Below are 22242 nucleotides of genomic sequence, written 5' to 3'. Positions count from 1 at the left end.
TATTCGCCGTGGCAGACATTGTGTATTCCTGATGCACGTCCATTTGGTCTTTGTCACAAAATATCGGCGAAAAATATTTGATCAGGATGCAATTGAAAAATTGCGAGGCTACTTTGCCAGTGTTTGTGCTGATTTTGATGTTGAACTGGTTGAAATGGATGGGGAACGGGATCACGTTCATTTACTGATTAATTACCCGCCAAAACTGGCGATATCTAATCTGGTTAACAGCCTTAAAGGGGTATCGAGTCGATTACTTCGACGTGATCGTCCTGATATTGCCCAACATTATTACTACAAGGGGGTTCTTTGGTCGCCGAGTTATTTCGCGGGGAGTTGTGGTGGCGCACCAATATCCATTATCCGCCAGTACATTGAGCAACAGGAAACACCTAGTTAGTTAAAAAACCGCGCCTTATATCCCCGACCTGAAGAACGGGATTTTACGGTGCTTTGGATAAAAACTGCTAAATATGCTTTAATCATGAGCATAAATTTTAAAATTAATTAGGCAATTTATGTTCAATTATCCAGCAACATCCCATTTTGACGAAGAAAGTGAAACTTACGAGATTACTTATCGTGATTTTGACAATATACATGCAGTGGCATATACAGAAGATGATATTGAACTAGAAGCCTCGGATATTTTACATGTAGGACTTGAAGAGTTTATTTCGAGTAAAATGCCGATCCCTATGCCTTCTGAGCCTCAATCAGGGGATTTTATTGTTTATCTTCCCCCTATTAGTTGCTTAAAAATCGCATTACATAATGCCATGTTAACAACAAAAACTAAAAAGGCAGATCTGGCAAGAAAAATGAATCTAAATAGCGCCCAAATTGAGCGTTTACTCGATATCAATCAAACTTCAAAAATCGATAGCCTAGAGCAAGCGCTTTACCTATTGGGTTACCACATTGCTATATCTGTGCATAAACAGCGCTAGTTCGATATTTTCATCTAATAAAAAAGGTGGCCATAATAATTTACGCCACCTTGCTATCATATAACTATCTATCATATAACTATAGAGTATACAAAATAGTATACAAAGTATGACTACTTATCATGATTAAAGTTGCTTACTCGCTAAGTATTTAGCGTGCTGAGTATAAATAGCAACGATATCTTCATTATAACCCACTAACCCTGCAACTTGGTTAACCATATCAATATGATCTTGCGCATAATCATCTTTTATCAATTTGCCTAATCGCATACTCGAGCGACCAACTAAGCCGTCATTTTGTTTTTCAGTAAAGAATGTATTTAACACACGCATTGCCGCATGAGTAGGATCCAGTAGATTCCCCTTTTCCCCAGCAATTAATCCCTGAATATAGCTACCAAAACAGTAGTAATGAACCCCATTGACGATTTCATCACCTTCACCACCAGGGATTTTAGGTAATGCCTGTGGGTATTTGTTATTAAATTCTGTGACTTGCTCTGTTGTTAAAGACTCTAATGCGGCAATAGCATCTTGAGGATCGCCTCTATGACCAGAAAATGTTGAGATAATAGTACCAAATGCATTTAATACTTTTTCGACAATATATTCTGGGATACTGTCTTTACGCATAATGCGTCGATATAAGTCGGCTATTTCTGAACCATGATTTACACCATTAATTGAAGTTACCGAAGCAACACTATCAGGATAATTAGCCGCAACGTAACGACAAGCTAATGGCCCTTGGCTATGACCTATAAAATTCACTTTTTTCGCTTGTGTCTCTTGTAAGAGAGTCTGGACAAATTGCCACAACTGCTTGCCACGCACTTCATTTGAATTAAAGGCAGAAAGAGAAGCGGTAAAAACTTGATGCCCATCTTGCCTTAAGGCATCTGCAATACCATAAAAGTAGGGAAAACCAACAATTTCATTAAAACCAGCTAAACCATGAACTAAAACGATAGGATATTTCGTTGACATACATCCACTCCTTGGGGTTAAAAACACTTAATTAAATTGCTAACATCCTATTAGCAAATGTTGAACTCATTAGATAAATTGCAATAAACAATATTATTGCAATTCTTTATTTGCTATCAGTTTGTTTAGAATAAGCCTTAAATTACGATCGTAAAGTACTATTTTCATTTTTCTCAATAATAAATATTAATTCGGCCATAATTAACATCCCTTCCACAATGCCTTCTGCTTTTTTGAGTTTTTTTCCGATATAAGTATCAGAGCATCGATGCGCTTGTGCTAATTGAATAAATGTTTGTCCAAATACATAGTAATCGACTAGTAATTCATAATCTTTTTTATGATTTTTTAGTAGTTTACTCATACATACCGAGACTATGATGCCTTGGCGATCAGTACAGGCTTTTCTTAATTTAACACGTATTGGCACATTTTCACGTTTATTTATTGTTAATGTATTGATATATAAATTATTATTTACAACCCATGAGCCCCAGGCTTCCATCAGTTTTGATATTTTTTGCATATAAACATCCTGTTTATCTTTCTAAAATACACTATATGATCACATTGTTTTTTTATACAGTCCTTGTAGTATATAAATATAGTTATTTATCTAAAAAATACAATAGAAATAATAAAATTAAATATCAATATATAAATAGAAAAATAGCTAAAAATAATATTTCTAGCTATTAAAATAATATAAATTTATATCATAATTTTTGCATCAAAAATTAGATAGATATAAATTAATTTATTATGGAAGTGTTTCTTCTGGACGCAAAGTGAGTACTTCATACCCATCAGCAGTAACTAAAATAGTATGTTCTGATTGTGCCGATAATTTTTTATCACGGGTGACTACAGTCCAACCATCTTTTTTGGTTTTTATTTTGTGTCCACCTTGGTTAATCATCGGTTCAATGGTAAAGGTCATCCCTTCTTTTAGTACAACACCTTGTCCTCGAATACCATAATGTAATACTTGAGGGGCTTCGTGCATTTCTCGACCAATCCCGTGTCCACAATACTCTCTTACAACACTATACCCATGACTTTGTGCAAAGCTTTGGATTGCATGACCGATATCACCGAGTGTTGCACCTGGTTTAACTTCTTTGATACCTTCCCACATCGCTTGGTAAGTTGTTTTGACTAATCTTCTTGCTATAGGTGAGGCATCTGGCATGACATACATCTTGCTAGAATCAGCAATAAAACCATTTTTTTCTAGTGTAATATCGACATTAATAATATCTTTACTTTTTAATAGCTCATCTGCTTTAGGAACACCATGGCATACTACCTCATTAATTGAAGTATTAAGTACATACTCATAACCATATTGTCCTTTGCTTGCAGGTCTCGATTGCAGATCATGAGTAATAAAATCGTCTACTTTACCGTTAATTTCTAATGTGGAAACACCTGGCACAATAAAATCATCAAGCATTGTAAAAACTTGGGCTAATAAACGACCTGATTCACGCATTAATTCAATTTCCTCAGGGGTTTTAATCGTAATTTTATCCATATTAATCTCCTTTATATTTACTTATGCTCTTGTTTTATTGCTTCTTTTTCTAACATTTCATTAATAATCATTGGAAACGTTTTTTCTGGATTTAATTCTGCTTGAATACCAATTTTTATCCAAAACTCTGCTTGTGCATTAACTGATCGAGACATCACATTACTTGCTTTACGAAGATACTCATGTAGCTCATCAGAAATTTTTACAATACCCACACTTAACCCTTATATACGAATTATAATAAAACATATATATTATATAATAAAAGTAATCTATTTAGCTTGCAATGACCAGATAGTGCTTCTATTTGGATTTATGTGCTTAAATCTGCATAAATGCGTATCAGTTATTAAAATAGCAATACAAAGTAACCTGATAAGTTATAAAAGAGGTCGATAGATATTGATTGATCTTTGATGCGGCTTTATTTTGATATTTTCTCTTTTCGATTATAATTGTAATATCTTGTCCTCCTTTACTTGTTCTCTTTCTTTGCTAGCACTGCTTATTTTTCGCCTTTCTCCCTCTAAAAATTTCTGCATTCAGCCCTCAATCATTTAAAGTCAAAATATATTATTTAAGGAATTACTATGTCCCAAAAACCTTGCCGTATTATTTTAACCGGAGGTCCCGGCTCTGGTAAAAGCACTATTATCAATAAGTTAAGAAGAAATGGCTACTCTTGCTCAATAGAAGCAGGTAGAGCCATTATTCAAGATCAAAGTCATATTGGTGGTTCAGCCCTTCCTTGGATTGATCCGCTCGCTTTTGCTGAGTTAATGTTAAGCTGGGAGCTACGATCATGGCATGATGCATCCAATATAGATGATAACAGCAAACCTTATTTTTATGACCGAGGCATACCGGATATAGCAGGTTATTTACACTTTTGTGAGCGTCCTATTCCCCAACATCTTGAAAACGCAATAAGGCTATATAGATATTCTACAACCGTGTTTATTGCTCCACCATGGAAAGAAATTTACTTACAAGATAAAGAGCGCCAACAGACATTTGATGAAGCCGTAGCAACTTATCAAGCGATGCTGGCGATATATAGACAGTATAATTATACCTTAATTGAATTACCCAAAGCCGATGTTAACCAAAGAGTAAAATTTATTATAAACAACATAACATCGCTATCTTAGCTTAGCGCTTATATTGACTATACCATCAAGGACAAAAAATAGACTCTCCTTGATGGTATTATTTAATATGAGGCAATAATTTTTAAATCTGGTTTTTCTCCTCGCATAATAGCTCTTTGCTGTTCATGCACCGCTTCATTAATTGCCTTTTGTTCTTCAACTGTTCGCGTATTCTTTCCACAAACTAATGTTGAACAAACCGGATATCCTATATTATGCGTTCTAGAAGTGCCAATTCCGACACTCATTTGCTCGGTACAGCCAATTAAAAACATAAATGGTATTAACAAAAAAATTGGGCGCATAGTCTTCCTAAAACATAAAGGTTAAATTTAATATGCATCAAAAACATATTTTGGTCTGTAGCTCCACTTAACTTCAACTTCTTGTTTATCTTTATTCCATACAGGTATCGCTTCTGGCAGAATAATCATTGACTGATCATTCTTTCTTATACGTTGTTCCTTTTTATAGGAATATTCGCTATTAGTAGATGTGGTTGGCTCTTCAAATCCAAATTTAAATAATTGATTGAATTTCTGTTTTTCCTCCTTGGCTTGCATTTCAAAACGAGATTGTTTTGATAACATAAATGTGGGATAACGACTTTCATCGTGGTGATATTGAACAGTAGGAGTCGCTATCTCTGTTGCCACCTTTTCTATAGAGCCAGATGTATTCCTCTCTTTATCAACACAACCAACAACTACAAATAGAGCTAAAATTAGAATAAAAGACCAATTCATATCTTAAACAGGAGCAATAAATAGATGTAAATAATTATTCCATAAAATTTATAGACGACAAAATGAATTACAATTATTTCATATAAAAAGCATTCTTTATTCAAGTAACAAGAATATATAAAATAATAATGCTAATAGATGGGTTATGGCGGGATAATTATCTTGATTAGAGATTGTAATATTAAGTAAAAAAGAAATATTTCCACAAAAAAACAAGAAAGAAATAGTTTATATTAAAATAATATTAAGATGACCATATAATAACACTGGTTATTATATGGTCATTGTTACATTGGAAAATTTTAAATTTGAAATAAAAATAAAGCCTTATTATTTTCTAAACATAAGACTTTAATTAAATCTATTTTTTATTGACCAGCAGACATTTTTTTCATTTGCTCTAAAGAATCTAAAGCTTGTTTACAGGTGCTTTCTTGAACATCTTTAGGTAATGCAGCAAATTGTTCTTTTGATTGAGCATATTGCGCTTTCATTGTTTCTGCTTGTGCTTTAGTTGCATCATTTTGTTCCATTAATGCGACATAGGCATCAGTTTCTTTAAAATAATCTTCGCAAGATTTTGTTAATTCAGCCGAAACAGCAACAGAAGATAATGATAATAAACCTAGTGCTAAAATAATATTTTTCATAAATATCCTATATTTTGTAATTAATAAAAAAAATGATACCTGCGTCTTGAATTTTCATTATCGCAAAGAAAATTAAAATTAGGATAAGGATAATCTTAATTGCCATTATATTTCTGTATGAATATCAGATAAAAAAATAATAATTAACAACTAAAACTGGTATATTTATAAAAAAACATCTCTTTATAAAAACCTAAATAAAATTTAACTATACAACTTAACTAAATTAAATATTTTTATGCAGTATAAAATAAAAACATATAAACAGTATTAAAATTTTTAGTTCTTATTCACAAAAAATCAAAAGATATAAATATCATGAGAAATATTACCTTTAAACCATAATAAAAGAAGGCCATTAGCTATATGGCCTTCTTTTATTATTTCTATTTAATTTTATTAATTACATACAGTACTTATTTGTGCTACTCATCTTCTGGGGGATTTTTTAAGATCTGATGTATTTCTTCTTTTAGACGTAATTTTTGTTTTTTTAATTCAACAACTTCTTCTCCATATCCTCGCCTATCTCGGTGTTCTAAGCGTACAATTTTATGGTCAAGTTCATTATGTTGTTCAAACAGGGCTCGGAAATGGGGATCAGTTTGACGAAGCTTAGCAATTAAATCACGATATTCTGGAAACATATTACCTACCTTCCATTATCAATGAGTGATGAGTGTCATACTACTTTTAAGTCTCCCTTAAATTGCTGTCACTGTCATACTCTTTATGTGAAAAACAAGAGCGATATCAAGTAAAAATTAACATAAAACTACAACAAAGTAGGATATCGACACACTATTGCATGAAATTGGTCTAACTTAAGACTATAAAACAGGATAAGATAAAAATGCTCATATTTTATACGAACATCACTATTCTTCTATCAAAAAGCACTTATTGTTAATTCTATAAATAAATTTGAATTAAAGTAAAAGAGTTCTCTAATAGTTTTTATATACCCATCTATTTGAGACACTAAGCCCAATGCCGCCACATTGGGCTTTTCTTTTTGCAATCAGTAAGTTGATAACACTAATAACTTAACTGATTGAAATAGAATCGCTAACAATCTATTCAATAATTTTTTATCGAGGATTTTAGTTAAGATTGTTGATTGTTACCCTCGTACTTCATTAATTACTATGCCCATTTTTAGATTGTTCTAATTGTAATGCCTGCTCCTTCCACTTGGAAAGGGCTAGCTCCTTTAGCCAATCTGCAAGTAATGGCATCGTTTTTATTGAATCTAATGCAGCTCGCTCTTGTTTGGTTAAACGAATAACAACGACTTCAGTTTTCATTGTAGACATATCAGCCTCTTTTTATAAAAAAAAGAATACTGACATAAAATATAAACAGAACGGTCTGACTTACATCCTTTTACAAAACATTATAATTTAACTTACATTAACAAAGCATTAAATACAAAAAGCAGTCCTATTCCCCTTGCTTTAAATATAAAATTCACTTATTAAAAATAGTTATTTTCTTTCTATAAAAATAGATACAGTAGTGGAATTAATATATTACAAACCATAACGTAATCTTAAAGATTGAGGATAAGGATAAAAGTATTTTTGTTTACTCAGATAATTATCTGGGTATTCTGATAAGTAATGATTAATTAATGTTAATGGTGCCAATAAAGGTTGTATTCCTTGACGATACTCTAAGATCAATTGGCTTAATGCTTGTCGCTGCTTAGAAGTTAAATCTTGCTTAAAATATCCTTGCACATGCATAAGAACATTAGTGTGATTACGACGTGTGGCTTGATGTTGTAATAGAGCCATAAATCGATTACGGTATTCAACAAAGAAAGTCTCTAATGAATCCCAATCTTTATTGTTAGCAACAAAGCGCCCTAGTTGCCGATAAAGCGGTTGTGAATGAGCTAATAACAATAGTTTGTATCTTGTATGAAAATCAATTAATGCCTGGCGAGTAAAGTTATTTATTTTCAATTGATTTAGCTCATTAAGCGCAAACACCCGTGTAATAAAATTTTCTCTAATATAGGGATCGTTTAACCGCCCATCTTCTTCTATAGGTAACCACGGCATTATTCTTTTCAGATTTTCAGTAAAAATGCCTGTACCCGATTTTTTATTGCCGTTGCCTATTGGATCATAAACCCGGACACGTTCTAATCCACAACTGGGTGATTTCGCACACACGATATAACCGCTAAATTGATTAAATCTCCTCAAATATTCTATAGAGTAATCATTCATCAATTGGGTTAAGTCACCTTCACTTCCATTACTAAATTTTAACCTAACTTCACCAGTCTTAGACTGAACTAATCGTAATGCTGGTCTGGGTGTCGGTAAACCAATAGCCATTTCTGGGCAAGTAGATTGATATTCAAAGAACTCAGATAATTCATCAGCAGCAAGATGACAACATTTATGCCCACCATCAAACCTCACTTTATCCCCTAATAAGCATGAACTAATACCTACGATAATTTTTTTATGCGTAAAATCATTTTGTTTAAGACTCATAAGAGTTTTGGGCATGGCTATGACCTCATATGAAACAATCACCTAACCTGACTAATCAGATTAATAAATCTATGCTCATAATTTATCTTAGTAACATAATGCTACTTTTACTATGTTTATCATTTAATTAGTTTGTAAAATATTATTAAAAGAAAGGATAGCCGTTAACCACTGATATCACAATATTGATAGATATGAATAGCAAATAGCTAATATACTTACAGCAAATATTAGCTATCTGATTAAATTGATTGATATTTAGTAATAATTAAGTTATTAATCAATAAGTTAATACTGTGTTAATGCACGGAACTATAATACTCAATAGATAAATCATCCACTTTTGCACCACTAAACTGAGCCCATAGTATAATTGCAGATAATACTTCTTTTTCATTCGTTGCAATAAATAGATTTACAAAGGACGTTTCGTTCCATAGTCCACTCACTTTATAAACCACTTTGTTCATCTTTACTCCACCTGACGCTATCAATGACTTTAAGGAAACACAGATTCAAAACTGTTATAAAGTTATTTTTAACATGGGTGCACTTTTGCTTTTTCCAAGTCATATTATCATCAAAAATAGATGCTTTTTCTAAACATATTCTATTTATAACTATAAGTTTTTATTATATTCACCTTGTTATTGATTATTAGTATTAAGCCTTTCACTGCGTCAGTTCGTAACTTTCAGAAATTAATGATTTTAACTCAGCATCATCAAAATCTGTGTCTAAGCGAATAGAAATCCAATGCTCTTTGTTCATATGATAAGCGGGATAAACTGCTTTTTTTAAGCGTAAAGCACCCACTAAAGGCACCGGTACTTTTAAGTTAATCACATCGACTTTATTATTTTTACCCGTATCAAATAGCTTGTTTTCAGCGACATCCATGATGACGGCGAACCATTTAGAATGATTATGATGTCTGAAAACCGCATAATTAGGGTACTTACTCCATAAATATTCGGGGATTACGGCATATGTTTTCTGTATATACTCGATAAGCTCTTTTCTATTCATTGTCCGGTCATCTCATAAAATGATGTATAACTTGGTCACTAAACGCATGATCTCTAACATTAAGGCATCAGCCTGTTAAATAATTTATTATACATTTGTTATTTAACAATGCTAAATGTAGAGAAAACCCGACTATATTGTTATTATTATTGCTACTTATTTTTATTATCAATACATAAATTATTTATAAATATTTTTAGTATTGTACATATTTTTAGCGCTCCAAATAAGTAAAAATAACTAAGTATTAATATCTAATTTACAATTAATTGGTAAATTTTAGTTGATTAATTCTCAATGGTTAGATAATTTAACGCTTATCCATTTTTGATCATCTTAAATGGACACACACTTTGATTTGATTATCCCCGTTTTGCTTAGTTATATTTTATAACTAAGCTTTTTTCGGTTACTTTAAGCGATACACACTAGAAGCAATACTGTTATTTATCAAACAGTTGTCATTCTATCAAATAAATTAATTCTCTGAGGCTAACTTTATCTCCAACTGTGTAACGCCTTCTTGATACATTTTCAATTTATTCAAACTATACTACTTTTTTTATAATTTTTTATTTCTCGCGGTAAATAACGCGACAACTCCTTGAATATGAATAGATACATCGTAAAAAAAACAAGATAATACTTTTTCTAAAGCATCTGCCGAGTCAGAATAGTTACTAAAAATACCTTTTTTGTTATAAACAGACATCAATTTATTACCAAAAAAATTGTGTTCAACATCAGCCCCCAAGATAGTAGCACCATATAAAACACCCTTTTCCGTTAATATTTTACTTATATTTTCTATCACTTTCTTTTTACCTTCCATTGTGCCAGGTAAGCAGTGTAATAGATAAAATAAAGAAATAGAGTCAAACGATGAATTGAATTCATTAGGAAATTTATGATAGATATCATGCTGTAAGCAATAAGTTAATTTATCATCAACAATATTTTTTTTAGCATAATCTAAGCTATTAATATTAAGATCTGTTAATGCTATTTTATTTATATTAGCTAAAGCTCTTTTTAAGTAAAATCCTGTTCCTACACCAATATCCATATGGTTCTCACCAAGATTATTTTTAAAATGAGGTAGCAAATATTTATCTGTATCACAACGCCATGCATAACGGTTAGAAATATTTAATACCCACCAGTCATAAAGTTTTAATGCTGTGGGGGTATATACTTTAACTCCATTGTGAGTGTCTAGTGCCATACAAAATCCTAGTCGTAAAATGATTATTCTATGATTTATACAAACCACGAATAACTGGAAATAACGAATAGTTAAACAGGTAATCATCTAAACAAGACGACATAACATATTGAAATTAAATAAAAAACAAATCAAACTCTAACGGTTAAGTAAGGTGTTATTGACATTAAAAGCGCCGATTGACCGGTTAAGAAATCTTCTTTCTCAGCTTAATGATAAGCAAACTTATTCATCTGTTTTATTTTTAGTAAATAAAAGATATTAAATCGCCCTTGCGCTGGATTATTTTATACATTTTACTGCATAACCAATTGATATTTAGTATAAAAAACCACCAAAAATGCATAATCACAGATCTATACAGCATAACGCCATATTGAAATAATATAGTAATATCTTTCCATAATCAGTTAGTTTAATAAAAACAATTAAATAGAGTAGTTACTCTACTGTATTAAAATAAAATTAATAATTACTAACAATTAATACTTACCTTTATCATCTAAATATGATTAAGTGATAATACTAACATTAGCTAATCTATTTTGGTGATAGTTATGTCTTTGAAACGTAAAATTGCGCTGGGGAAAAATGTATTAGAAGCTGCTCAAGAGAGAGTCCAGTGGATATTTGATACTTTTGAACAAATCACTCTCTCCTTTTCGGGAGGGAAAGATTCTACTGCGCTTTTTCATCTTGTTGCCGCACAAGCGCGAAAACAACATAGAAAATTTAATGTGATGTTTCTTGATTGGGAAGTTCAATATTCTGCGACTATAGAACATATTATAAAAATGAAATCTATCTACCAAGATTGTATTGAACAGTTTTACTGGATAGCACTCCCTATCACCACTGAAAGTGGCATTTCTCAATATGAACCTACATGGACAGCATGGGAGCCTGGTAAAAAATGGGTAAGACAACCGCCAGAAGATGCGATAACTGACCCTCACTTTTTCCCTTTTTATCACCCAAATATGCTTTTTGAAGATTTTACCCCTGCATTTAACCAGTGGATCACAGGTAATCATCGCAGTTCGATTATCCTGCTAGGCATAAGAGCGGATGAATCTTTAAACCGATTTATTGCCATTAGTAATAATCGAAAGTTACGTTATGCCGATGATATTCCTTGGACAACGGCATCAGCAGAAGGCTTTTATTATATGGCCTACCCTATTTATGATTGGCATGTTAAAGATATCTGGACTTATATAGCGCGTTTCAATTTACCCTATAACCCTATTTATGATCTGATGCACCAAGCGGGCGTTAGTTTAAGTCAAATGCGTATTTGTGAACCTTTTGGGCCAGAGCAACGCAAGGGACTATGGTTATATCATGTGCTAGAGCCTGAAACATGGAGTCTTGCTTGTGAACGAGTGAGTGGAGCTGATGCCGGAATGTTATATACGAATCCTCGTAATAAATCAGGTTTCTATGGGCGGCATCAAATTAGCAAACCTTCCCATCATACGTGGAAATCTTATGCTCACTTTTTATTAGCCAGTTTACCAGAGAAAACAGCAGAACATTATCGTAATAAAATAGCGGTCTATCTTCGCTGGTATGCCGAACGAGATTACCCAAATGGCATACCTGATGCACAAGAAGGTGATACTAGCACTAAACAAATACCTTCTTGGCGACGAATTTGTAAGACCATCTTGCGTAACGATTTTTGGTGTAGAACATTAGCATTTAGTCCTACTAAATCACACTGTTATGATCGATATTTCAAACGGATACAAGGAAAACGAAAAGACTGGCAACTTATTTAGCAAGGTGTGAATATGACCATTGAAACTATAATTTCTGTTTTAAAAGAGTACCTAGCAAAACTAAATGATGAACAAAAAATTGAAGCTCTCAATAAAATAAAAATATCGCTTCATCAAATAAGCCCATTTAAAAATGAACCTACTGACTGTGTTCTTTGGATAAAGCAACAACAAGTTATCGCTAATGACTATAATCCCAATGTCATGTCTCCGACAGAAAAGAGATTACTAGAAACGTCTCTGGTAAAAGACGGTTATACTCAGCCTGTTGTTGTCTTACCTATTCAACAATCCAAAAATAAACCATCACAATGGCAAGTCGTTGATGGTTACCATCGTTATTTATTGAGTAAAAAAAATAGCTTAAACAAGCGAATTAACGGCTATTTACCTATTACTATACTTGATGTTGAAAGTCATACTATGGCTGACCAAATGGCAGCGACTATTCGCCATAATCGGGCTAGAGGGCAACATCAAGTGGCAGCAATGTCGGATATAGTTAGAGATTTATCAAGATTAGGTTGGAATGACCAAAAGATTGGTGATGAATTAGGTATGTCACAAGATGAAGTACTACGTTTAAAACAGATTAGTGGCTTAGCTGAATTATTTTCAGAGCACGACTTCTCAGAAGCTTGGACGGTTAAGTAGAAATAACTTTGTATAAAGCACCAATAAATATATTTATTGGTGCTTTGTTAGTAATATCAACGACCATAGAAATAATTTATTTATATGGCTTACTTCCGTTTCTTACTAAATTAGTATTAATTTATTATTTTTCAGTAAGAAAAATTCATATTGATGACATACTATGTTTTATCTTAAAAAAACTAAAAAACAGCTTATTTTTAGCTCCATATTATCTTACTAAAATCATACACCTAAATTTATTTATCATTCAAAAAAATAATAAATAATTATAATAATTTTAGATATTCTCTTCTTTATTGTTGCTATGATAATAACAATCAAATGATTGATATTGACGATCGTAACCATTCATTTGATAGGTAGAAACTATCATTATATTACAAATCGATCGATAAAAACATTTTGATAATTACTTTATATTGATATTAATATATAAGAATAATAGATAATTTTGGTTATAAATACTAAAAATTTGCATTTATGTTAAATTTTACCGCTATCGATCTAAAAGTGATAGTTATTGTATTTCTGACTGTAGAATTAATAGCAGTACTAAATTAATACAGATATAACATTTAATAGCAGTTAACTAAAAGTTAATTGTTTTTAAATAATGCTTTATAACCTTATAAAAAATAGATGACCATGATAAACTCCACTATTGCACACAAAATAAAACAAAGAAGAAAAGAGTTAAGACTAACAGGCATAGAAATGGGAAATCGATTAGGGATAAGCCAGCAACATTATTCTCGAATAGAAAATGGTAACATAAAAATCACGGTAGAACTTTTGTTTTCTATTGCATTTATTCTCAATATGACGCCACAAAGTTTATTACCTAATTATAATTTATTGGATAAAAAAATCATTAATCTTTCAGATGAGAAAAATATCATCAAAGCAAAACAGGCTTTATCTGCAGAATTTATTATACCAATAAAAGAAAAATAATGCCTTATACATATTATTTAACTTTATTCAAGAATAATTATTCTTTTTGCTTGATTAGATATTAAAAAACTCGCAAACAAAAAAATCAAAAGCATATTAAGCCCTCATATTAGTAAAATCCCCGCCAAAAACAAATTATACTAGACCAATCAACACTATAGAATATCGATGGAATTCCTTTTTCGAAGGTATGCTTAATCGACACTTAAAATAACACCGTTGTTAATATTATACTGTGGTACAAAAAAAGTTATTAAGATAACTTTAAGATTATTTATAAAAATATAATTATTCTTATTTATTACTATACATGTTGATAATTTTGTATATAAAATTATCAACAATCCATGCTTTTTATAAACCGGAGAAGTCAAGTGCGATATATATTATTATTCTTTATCTGTTTGTTTTTTATTGTTATTTTTCTATTAAAAACACAGGGCAGTACCAAAAACGATGTTATTAACCAACCCACAGAAATAGAAAGAAAATTAAATAAAAAAGTCGAAAGATGTATGTTTCACTCAAAAATAAAAACTAAACGTTTGCCTTGGATAATGTTAACGCGTAAACGTTCATGCTCTTAGTGAAAATAAGTGATCACTCTGGTTATTATAACTATTTTTACAAATAATACCGCTTATTTTATAATCAAAAAATCGATGTTACTTATTGAGTTATATTAATATATAGTATAGTTTATTAATTCCTACCTCTTACTATAATTAATTAAGTTTTTCTAAAAACTGAACTTATTCAGAATACTATAAATAAATTATACTTAATATAAATTAGTCTATATAATACCCTATGCAATTTTATTTTGATTATGAGCTAACAATGAGTTCTATAAAATCACCTATAATTATCTCTATCACCTCAATTGCAGGTGGCGGCAAAACAGCACTATCTCATTATATAAGAGAAAAGCTTCCATCAAGCAAATGCCTTCATTTTGATGATTTCGACTGCCCTACAGCACCTGAAGATATCGATGAGTGGATAGAACAAGGTGGTAATTATAGCGAATGGGATATAAAGCCATTTGTTGAACAAGTTAATCAGACAATAGAAGAGTCTCAATATACTCATATCATTTTGGATTATCCTTTTGCCAGATCTCACCCAGCGCTACAACAGATGATCGACTATGCCTTTTTTATTGATACACCACTAGATATCGCATTAGCAAGAAGAATATTGCGTGATTATAAAGAGAAAAGTGGAAATGATATTATTCATTATTTAGAAGAGTACTTAATCTACTCACGCCCCTCATATACGGCAATGACAGAAAGAGAAAAACTGAGTGCTGACATTATTATTGATGGTAACGCATCTGTGTCTTTAATTGCACAGAATATCCTAAAGTATATTGTTTAACCTTAACGCTGTACCGTATTAAATCAATAGCACCCACCAATTTTACTATTACATACGGTGATCTTCTGGTGCTGTCTAATCGTATTGATTACGCTGTCAGAATATGGATCTGGCTTCATCGCATCTTTACTCGATTGCTCATATTTATCAATATCAGACTGTGATGTCGAACATCCTGAAACAAAAAATAAAGTTAATAATATCGCTGAAACTAGCTTCATATAAAGTCCTATTGAGCTGAATAAATATTTTTCAATATCATTTAGTTATATTCATTTTTGTTACCTAGTGTAGCAGTCTATCCTACTATTTTACGACTAAAATTAATCTTTTATTAATTGATGCTCACCTATCATAAATAATAATGCTTATGAAAGGCACCCTGCATGTGAAACCCAAAATTTCAACTCTTAGGGTGCCCAAAAATTAAACTGAAAATAGAATAGATATTAGCTATCGATTTACAATATTGCTTTGATACTCTCCGCAAGTGTTGTTGTACGTCGGCCAATTAATTTACTTAGGGTATGACTATCATCAAATAATCCACCTTTGGATGCGCCGATATCAGAATCAGCCAGCATATTTGATAATTTATCGGGTAAGCCTGCCGTTTTTAACGCAGCGACAAAATCGGCCTGACTTAAATTGTTATATATCACTTGCTTCCCGCTTTGTTTAGTCAATTCCTTAGCCAATTGCTCTAATGTCCAAGCTTCATCACCAGCAAGCTCATACACTTTACCTATATGTCCTTCTTCACTAATTACCCGAGCAGCAGCCAATGCATAATCGGCCCGAGTGGCTGAAGCTATTTTGCCATCACCAGCCGCCCCCAGAAAAACGCCATGCTCAATTGCTGCAGGGACACTTGCCAGATAATTTTCTGTATACCAGCCATTTCGTAATAAAGTGTAAGATATCCCAGAATCAGCTAGCATTTTTTCTGTTTCTACATGTTCCACATGCAAGCTTAATGGAGAGCGATCAGCATGTAATATGCTAGTGTAAGCAATAAATTGTACATCTGCTGATTTTGCTGCCTCAATGACATTACGATGTTGAATGGTACGTTTGCCAACTTCACTTGAGGAAATTAAAAGTAATTTATCGACGCCCTGTAAAGCTGTTATTAATGAAGCTTTATCATTGTAATCCGCTTGACGTACTAAAACGCCTTTCTGACTTAAAGACGATCCTTTTTTTACATCACGAGCAAATGCCACTATTTGATTAGCAGGAACGGTTTGAAGAAGGTTTTCAATCACATGTTGACCTAATAGGCCTGTTGCACCAGTAATTGCAATCATAAGATAACTCCTTAATGTATCACTTGTGTTTTGATAACATAGCACCTAAACTTACTAAAAGTAAGTACATACAAAAAGGTAAGTATAAAATGACAATATCCACACTCTCGCAGCAATTACGTGAAGGAAATTTATTTTCTAAACAGTGCCCATCCAGAGAGATCCTCAAACATGTTACAAGTCGTTGGGGCATACTCATTTTAATAGCCCTACGAGATGGAACACATCGTTTTAGTGATTTACGACGTAAAATTGGCGGAGTAAGTGAGAAAATGCTGTCTCAATCGTTACAAGTATTGGAGCAAGATGGTTTTATTAACCGAATGTCATATCCTGTTGTTCCACCCCATGTAGAGTACTCTTTGACAGATCTTGGTGAGCAAATAAGTGAGAAACTCACGCTTCTTGCGGATTGGATAGAAATAAATTTACCTAATATCTTGTCACGACAAGAAGTGGAGTAGTATACAGATATTATTTCTAATAATTATGTATTTATACTTTAGTTAATAATTATTTATACCAAGATATCTTTATGCAATAAAAATGGATGGTTATTGAGCCATCCATTTTTGTAGTCAAAAAAATCATTCACTTTTCTCAAATAGAAAATAACGCTTTAATTTTTTTGAAAATAATATAATAGATGTCAACCAAAGGGATAATCCAGCCAGAATAAGTTTACCTATAATCCCTCCAGATCTTTGAGCATCATTATCATAGCTTATACCACTTTCGTTCAAAGAAGTTAACCCATCATGGAAATTGCTCCATAACATGACGATAATGATTGGTAGCCAAGCTAAGATAGTCAATACCCGCGCCCTTTTATCGCACCTAAAGGAAAAGTAAAGCGCTGATATTTGTATAATTAAAACTAACAAACGAATAAAACTCCATAAATAAATTTCTATCTTTATCTCAGCGGGCATATCAAAACTATACAAATTTAATAACAGTGATGCATTGGTTATAAAAAAATATAATATCAGTATAATACAGCAGACAATCAAAAATTGAGTTATCCATAAAGAAAGTGGCTTTTTCATAACAGTTCCTATTTAAATAAAATAAATCATATCGTTTCTTTATTCTGAAGTCATTATTTTAATAATAGAAAACTCATTTCTATATTAGATAATAAATAAAAACTGGTATATTATTTACTAATAACTTATCTTTTAAATATTTAGTATAAATATCTATATCATTTTTTGACATACTTTCTTGTATCAACAGTATTTAATCTTTTAAACATTTACTACTGTATAAACTATCATGGTTAAATCTCATTATGCGTTCACATAAAGTGCCCCCTCTTAAAGAGGTTTGTTATGAACACATATACTCCAACGATTAAGTGTATCTATTGCGAGCCATAAACACCCAATCCATTTTTCTAGTGTAAGCTTGCACTTCTTTAAGCATCTGGTTTATTTTGCCCTTCTTTATTCAAATATTATAATTTATAGGCTATTACAAAAAATTAAGGCTACACATTATGTGCAGCCTTAATCTTATTTAAGCTATCTCACTAAATTAGCTTTTATCTTTATTTTCTATCGCTATTGTTTGCCGTTTTTCTTCTTCAGGTAACTCATACTCAATAGCAATGGTCAGAAGTCCACTTGATAAATCGGCTTTTTCTATTTTGACATTTTTACCGAGGTCAAACTGCAATGTAAACTGCCCTTGAGATATACCTCGGTGGATCCATTTATCATTGTCTTCTTCTAATTTTTCTTCTTTTTTCCCTTCAATCAATAAGCGACTTCCTTTCAATGAAACCGATAAGTCATCTTCTTGATATCCAGGCACACTCACTGTTAGTTCATAATGGTTATCATCAATCTGTTTCAGATTATAAGTCTGAGTCGGTGATGAAATTGGTTTACTGCCTGTTAACTGACTAAACAGGCGATCTATCTGATCAAAACGGTTTGAAAGTAGATTGTCAGATAAAGTTGGGAATAATGAAAAAGGTTTAATATTAGGCATATAATTCCTCCTTCAGTATTTATTGAATTATGGGCGATATCTGATTGGCCCAATATATAAATATGAACGAGCAAGCATTTTTCAAGCCCTAAAATATAAATTTTTTATCTTTAGTCAATATAAGATTGTAGATAGCAAAAAAACCCCGCCGAAGCGAGGTTTTGTATATTCAACTATTTAATGCTTAGCTCATTTGAGCTGTCATCACACTTTTGCAAAAGATACATTTTGCGCCGTGTGGATTGTTCACTGTAACATCAAATTGTGATGTTCTATATTGTGAACCGCGACAACTTGGGCATTTAAAATAGAGGCGAATTGTAATAGCGCCTTTAGAGAGCCACCACGTTGCCTGCTGCAGGGCCTTTCATACCATTTTCCATGATAAATGAAACTTGTTGGCCTTCAGCTAATGTTTTGAAGTTATCACTTTGGATTGCAGAGAAATGCACGAATACATCTTTGCTGCCATCTGCTGGAGTAATAAAACCAAAACCTTTACCTTCATCGAACCATTTTACTGTACCAGTCATTGAATTAGACATAGAATTTCCTTTAATTTATTTAATTTGCCATAAGGCATATGTGGTTTGTTTGGTATTTTTACTTATGGGAATTAATTAGAAGGAATTCGCAATGAAGTGGTATCAAGGATAACGCTAAACGGGAACAACTTTAAACTGACTAACATAAATAGGTCTGTACTTCCAAACCAGTGACATCATTAAGCCATAGAAAAACTCAGATAGCAAACTTTATTTTTGGTGAATAAAAAATCTATCAATAAGATTGATATAGACAAAATCATAAAAACTTATCAATAAAAATAATTTTTTATTTCCTTAAATCAAAGAATTAAAATAAAAAGAGATACCAGATATCTTTTAACCAAAACATGATCTGGCATCTCATATCACTCATCTTTCCACATTCAAATGATAAGAATAAGATTAAGATAGAAATTAATCAGTTATAAAATAGTTTTTAGTCTATTTTGCTATGCTCATTTTTCATCAGTTCAAATACAAAAGGCACTGAATTTCGCAAAGAGACATTGTATACATCTAAATGACCAATATTCGGATATTCATATACATATGCATTTGTGCCTGCTTCCAATACATCTCTTGCAAACTCTTGTTGCCAACGAGTTAACACATGAATATCTTCTAAACCAATCCCTATAAATACGGGCTTATCAACAAGAAGTTTTCTATAATTTAAACTTGACGCTTCTTGCTCTAATAGCTCGTAAAACTTAGGTTTTAAGCTATTTGATGCGTTTAATTTATTATCCATTACTAATTGACTTAATGGACTGATACAAAGCGTTTTCGCTTTTTCAACATAAGGTATTGCTAATTCTTGGAAATAATCTTCCACTTTTAAGTTTGGATTTTTATCAGCAGCAGAAAGATATAAGTACATCGCGTAAGGTAGCTTTCTATCACCTTCATCTTGAACACCATCACTAATAAAGTTTTCAAGTAGATTATCACTAAAATAAGGCGTCCCTGTCACTATCGCACCTAAGATATTTAATTCTGGTGCATATTCAGGCTGATAGCCGACAGAGGCAAATGCAGCATGAGCCCCTTGAGATTGCCCCATAAAGATAAAGCGATTACTTAGCGAAAACCCACCTTTCAAGACAGCTTTTGCACTATCCAAAGCGCTCCATGCTGTTGCTCTTTCATCCATATAATGATGCAACCCTGATGAGCCTAAACCTGGATAATCTGGTGCAACAATCGCAAACCCAAGGGATAGCCAAGTATTTAAATATTGCGATACGCGACTATTTTTAGGCGTTAATGAGGGAGCACAAGTTGGCGCTATCCCTACCGTACCATGATTCCATACAATGACAGGCCAACCATCTTTAGGTGCCTGACTTTTCGGAATAAAAACAGCACCAGTATCTTCACGGATAATTTCTCCATGAACACTATCACAAGAAGTATAAGATATTGTGTATTGCGCAAAAGCTTCGCTTAACCCTAAGTCAGACGCTAGCTCTTGGCAATGTGTTATTACACCCGGTTTATTAGGGAGATTTTCATTAGTTTTATCGCAGGTAAATAACGATTTTTTAGTAAAGTGTTCCATAAATATTTCCTTATATTATTGATAAGTTTTTTTCCATTTAACTTAATTAGTCTTATAACTAGGGCATGTTTTTAGGCCTGTTATTCGCTAATTTCAGATAACAAAAAACCTCACTAAATGAGTGAGGTTTAACAAAGTTTAGTGTGCTTAGTAACAAATTGCCCACTATTTAGAGATGATAAGGCAAATTTTTTCGAAATGCAATCTTTTACTGTATACAATTACAGTATTTTGTATATTAATGTGTACTATTTATCTTTTCGCCAACTAGGTATAGTTAATCAGTACAAAAAAATGTTGATAAATCATCACGTGATCGCCTTGCTGCAAATAGTGTCGATATTACTAATGGGTTAGATTTTATTGGCGAAGCTATTTTAAATTTCTCCTTTGGCATCTCATTGCAACTAATACACATTAATAATGCTATGGACAAATTGGTTTAATCTATTGCAATACTTAGTAGTTACTATTAGAGGCTTTCTAACTAATTGGTTATATTAAAATCTCTATCAACCCCCGTGTTGATATCTAATTAAGTTTTATTTTTGCTTCATTTAAACACCCTGTGAGTATAAAAATCACAGGGTATTTTTTGTTTATAAATACCATTCTCTATATAACTATGTTATTCATTATTGTAAAAAGCCAATTAATAAGCTCACAGAAGTAAGTTTATTAATTAAAAGTTATGAGGTTCTTTAGCAACAGCCTTACGGATCATCATATCCAATCAATCCGTAATCTTAGACCAATGTATTTACCTTTCACGTCGATAAGATAGTCATCGCCCTCAAATAGCGCACCTGAAGTATATATTGGAATATCACCATATACATAGTTATCTTTATATCTGCAATATAGTTGATAATGAGTGTACCTACATATAAATCAAAACAATAGCATCAAAAGTTAAAATAAAACCTAAATTAAATTTATTAAAACAATATTGACAAATATAGGGATATTATTTTTAATAGCTTATTAAGCTTAGTATATTAACTAGTGACTATATCATCAGTTGGAGAAAAATATTTAATATTAAAATAGCTCTGAAAAGACTTTGTAGATAAACTCACCTATCTCTTGTTTATCTGACATAATCTTCTTCAATAAAAAACCACCAGCAATTAACTGATGGCTATCAAGTACAGTTTGCACTACCCTACCTAATGGATGTTAAATATTTTTTAAATGATTTCTTTATGTTACCTAAATCATCAAAACTCCTCTTTAACATAGCATGTAGTGCGCAA

At 32.0% G+C, this 22242-nt stretch carries 28 protein-coding genes; 8 read left to right on the top strand and 20 right to left on the bottom strand.

Going from position 1 to position 22242, the window contains the following annotated elements; genetic code table 11:
* Position 1: 1 nt before the first annotated feature.
* Together tnpA and AACV00_RS08775 are read left to right on the top strand one after the other, a co-directional pair.
* Positions 2 to 400 carry an IS200/IS605 family transposase gene (tnpA, locus tag AACV00_RS08780; RefSeq protein ID WP_161680041.1) on the top strand — a complete coding sequence of 133 codons (399 nt, stop codon included), beginning with the start codon at positions 2 to 4 and terminating at the stop codon, positions 398 to 400.
* 118 nt (positions 401 to 518) lie between these two features.
* On the top strand, positions 519 to 950 hold the full coding sequence (locus AACV00_RS08775; protein ID WP_004247923.1) for a hypothetical protein: 432 nt from the start codon (positions 519 to 521) through the stop codon (positions 948 to 950).
* A 126-nt stretch (positions 951 to 1076) separates the two neighbouring features.
* On the opposite strand, the gene AACV00_RS08770 is transcribed toward AACV00_RS08775, so the two are convergent.
* The 4 genes from AACV00_RS08770 to AACV00_RS08755 all read right to left on the bottom strand — a co-directional run bounded on the left by AACV00_RS08770 (position 1077) and on the right by AACV00_RS08755 (position 3692).
* Positions 1077 to 1940, bottom strand: coding sequence for an esterase/lipase family protein (locus AACV00_RS08770; protein WP_004242549.1), 864 nt, complete (start codon positions 1938 to 1940; stop codon positions 1077 to 1079).
* 142 nt (positions 1941 to 2082) lie between these two features.
* On the bottom strand, positions 2083 to 2466 hold the full coding sequence (locus AACV00_RS08765) for an antiterminator Q family protein (protein ID WP_004242548.1): 384 nt from the start codon (positions 2464 to 2466) through the stop codon (positions 2083 to 2085).
* A gap of 234 nt (positions 2467 to 2700) precedes the next feature.
* The gene (map, locus tag AACV00_RS08760) at positions 2701 to 3477 is read right to left on the bottom strand and encodes a type I methionyl aminopeptidase (protein ID WP_036918218.1); all 777 of its coding nucleotides are present in this window, start codon (positions 3475 to 3477) and stop codon (positions 2701 to 2703) included.
* Between the two features lie 17 nt (positions 3478 to 3494).
* Positions 3495 to 3692 carry a ParD-like family protein gene (locus AACV00_RS08755; protein WP_004242542.1) on the bottom strand — a complete coding sequence of 66 codons (198 nt, stop codon included), beginning with the start codon at positions 3690 to 3692 and terminating at the stop codon, positions 3495 to 3497.
* 375 nt (positions 3693 to 4067) lie between these two features.
* Here AACV00_RS08755 and AACV00_RS08750 point away from each other — a divergent pair, with 375 nt between their 5' ends.
* On the top strand, positions 4068 to 4628 hold the full coding sequence (locus AACV00_RS08750) for an AAA family ATPase (protein WP_004242541.1): 561 nt from the start codon (positions 4068 to 4070) through the stop codon (positions 4626 to 4628).
* Positions 4629 to 4690: 62 nt separating this feature from the next.
* Here the strand turns inward: AACV00_RS08750 and AACV00_RS08745 are convergent, their stop codons facing one another.
* From AACV00_RS08745 to AACV00_RS08705, 9 genes are all read right to left on the bottom strand, one after another.
* Positions 4691 to 4933, bottom strand: coding sequence for a hypothetical protein (locus AACV00_RS08745; protein WP_004251481.1), 243 nt, complete (start codon positions 4931 to 4933; stop codon positions 4691 to 4693).
* Between the two features lie 27 nt (positions 4934 to 4960).
* On the bottom strand, positions 4961 to 5374 hold the full coding sequence (locus tag AACV00_RS08740; protein WP_004242537.1) for a hypothetical protein: 414 nt from the start codon (positions 5372 to 5374) through the stop codon (positions 4961 to 4963).
* Between the two features lie 368 nt (positions 5375 to 5742).
* Positions 5743 to 6024, bottom strand: a complete 282-nt coding sequence (locus AACV00_RS08735; RefSeq protein WP_004242536.1) for a DUF5339 domain-containing protein — start codon at positions 6022 to 6024, stop codon at positions 5743 to 5745.
* A 425-nt stretch (positions 6025 to 6449) separates the two neighbouring features.
* Positions 6450 to 6671, bottom strand: a complete 222-nt coding sequence (locus tag AACV00_RS08730; protein ID WP_004242534.1) for a YdcH family protein — start codon at positions 6669 to 6671, stop codon at positions 6450 to 6452.
* A gap of 492 nt (positions 6672 to 7163) precedes the next feature.
* Positions 7164 to 7340, bottom strand: a complete 177-nt coding sequence (locus AACV00_RS08725) for a hypothetical protein (RefSeq protein WP_004247917.1) — start codon at positions 7338 to 7340, stop codon at positions 7164 to 7166.
* 216 nt (positions 7341 to 7556) lie between these two features.
* Positions 7557 to 8552, bottom strand: a complete 996-nt coding sequence (locus AACV00_RS08720) for a YbgA family protein (protein WP_036908063.1) — start codon at positions 8550 to 8552, stop codon at positions 7557 to 7559.
* Between the two features lie 284 nt (positions 8553 to 8836).
* On the bottom strand, positions 8837 to 9007 hold the full coding sequence (locus AACV00_RS08715; protein WP_004242531.1) for a hypothetical protein: 171 nt from the start codon (positions 9005 to 9007) through the stop codon (positions 8837 to 8839).
* Between the two features lie 202 nt (positions 9008 to 9209).
* The gene (locus AACV00_RS08710) at positions 9210 to 9566 is read right to left on the bottom strand and encodes an MmcQ/YjbR family DNA-binding protein (RefSeq protein WP_012367822.1); all 357 of its coding nucleotides are present in this window, start codon (positions 9564 to 9566) and stop codon (positions 9210 to 9212) included.
* A 562-nt stretch (positions 9567 to 10128) separates the two neighbouring features.
* Entirely contained in the window at positions 10129 to 10791 is a 663-nt protein-coding gene (locus tag AACV00_RS08705; protein WP_049208187.1) for a class I SAM-dependent methyltransferase, read from the bottom strand.
* A gap of 557 nt (positions 10792 to 11348) precedes the next feature.
* On the opposite strand from AACV00_RS08705, the gene AACV00_RS08700 reads away from it, so the two are divergent.
* The 4 genes from AACV00_RS08700 to AACV00_RS08685 all read left to right on the top strand — a co-directional run bounded on the left by AACV00_RS08700 (position 11349) and on the right by AACV00_RS08685 (position 15569).
* On the top strand, positions 11349 to 12575 hold the full coding sequence (locus tag AACV00_RS08700) for a phosphoadenosine phosphosulfate reductase (protein WP_110706658.1): 1227 nt from the start codon (positions 11349 to 11351) through the stop codon (positions 12573 to 12575).
* Positions 12576 to 12587: 12 nt separating this feature from the next.
* Positions 12588 to 13229 carry an IbrB-like domain-containing protein gene (locus AACV00_RS08695; protein ID WP_004247912.1) on the top strand — a complete coding sequence of 214 codons (642 nt, stop codon included), beginning with the start codon at positions 12588 to 12590 and terminating at the stop codon, positions 13227 to 13229.
* Positions 13230 to 13871: 642 nt separating this feature from the next.
* Positions 13872 to 14186 (top strand): helix-turn-helix domain-containing protein, encoded by a 315-nt coding sequence (locus AACV00_RS08690; RefSeq protein WP_026090443.1) that lies wholly within the window; start codon positions 13872 to 13874, stop codon positions 14184 to 14186.
* A gap of 840 nt (positions 14187 to 15026) precedes the next feature.
* A complete protein-coding gene (locus AACV00_RS08685; protein WP_049203874.1) occupies positions 15027 to 15569 on the top strand; it encodes a hypothetical protein in 543 nt (180 codons plus the stop codon).
* A 23-nt stretch (positions 15570 to 15592) separates the two neighbouring features.
* Here the strand turns inward: AACV00_RS08685 and AACV00_RS08680 are convergent, their stop codons facing one another.
* Both AACV00_RS08680 and AACV00_RS08675 read right to left on the bottom strand, forming a co-directional pair.
* Positions 15593 to 15790 (bottom strand): hypothetical protein, encoded by a 198-nt coding sequence (locus AACV00_RS08680; RefSeq protein ID WP_004242521.1) that lies wholly within the window; start codon positions 15788 to 15790, stop codon positions 15593 to 15595.
* 240 nt (positions 15791 to 16030) lie between these two features.
* Complete coding sequence (locus AACV00_RS08675) at positions 16031 to 16879, bottom strand: SDR family oxidoreductase (RefSeq protein ID WP_012367816.1); 849 nt, start codon at positions 16877 to 16879, stop codon at positions 16031 to 16033.
* An 89-nt stretch (positions 16880 to 16968) separates the two neighbouring features.
* Here AACV00_RS08675 and AACV00_RS08670 point away from each other — a divergent pair, with 89 nt between their 5' ends.
* A complete protein-coding gene (locus tag AACV00_RS08670; RefSeq protein WP_036920088.1) occupies positions 16969 to 17343 on the top strand; it encodes a winged helix-turn-helix transcriptional regulator in 375 nt (124 codons plus the stop codon).
* A 123-nt stretch (positions 17344 to 17466) separates the two neighbouring features.
* Here the strand turns inward: AACV00_RS08670 and AACV00_RS08665 are convergent, their stop codons facing one another.
* The 5 genes from AACV00_RS08665 to AACV00_RS08645 all read right to left on the bottom strand — a co-directional run bounded on the left by AACV00_RS08665 (position 17467) and on the right by AACV00_RS08645 (position 20986).
* Positions 17467 to 17928, bottom strand: coding sequence for a hypothetical protein (locus AACV00_RS08665; RefSeq protein ID WP_004247908.1), 462 nt, complete (start codon positions 17926 to 17928; stop codon positions 17467 to 17469).
* Between the two features lie 490 nt (positions 17929 to 18418).
* Positions 18419 to 18877 (bottom strand): Hsp20 family protein, encoded by a 459-nt coding sequence (locus tag AACV00_RS08660; protein ID WP_004242516.1) that lies wholly within the window; start codon positions 18875 to 18877, stop codon positions 18419 to 18421.
* Between the two features lie 184 nt (positions 18878 to 19061).
* Positions 19062 to 19202 carry a cold shock small protein YmcF gene (gene ymcF, locus AACV00_RS08655; RefSeq protein WP_406819891.1) on the bottom strand — a complete coding sequence of 47 codons (141 nt, stop codon included), beginning with the start codon at positions 19200 to 19202 and terminating at the stop codon, positions 19062 to 19064.
* A 7-nt stretch (positions 19203 to 19209) separates the two neighbouring features.
* Positions 19210 to 19422, bottom strand: a complete 213-nt coding sequence (gene cspE / locus AACV00_RS08650) for a transcription antiterminator/RNA stability regulator CspE (RefSeq protein WP_161680043.1) — start codon at positions 19420 to 19422, stop codon at positions 19210 to 19212.
* 439 nt (positions 19423 to 19861) lie between these two features.
* Positions 19862 to 20986, bottom strand: a complete 1125-nt coding sequence (locus tag AACV00_RS08645) for a lipase family protein (protein WP_017628184.1) — start codon at positions 20984 to 20986, stop codon at positions 19862 to 19864.
* Positions 20987 to 22242: the final 1256 nt, after the last annotated feature.

The sequence above is a fragment of the Proteus sp. G3927 genome (assembly GCF_963894685.1).
Lineage (GTDB): Bacteria > Pseudomonadota > Gammaproteobacteria > Enterobacterales > Enterobacteriaceae > Proteus > Proteus mirabilis.
The sequence above is the reverse complement of the archived record's forward strand: the minus strand, read 5'-3'. Positions and strand labels throughout refer to the sequence as shown.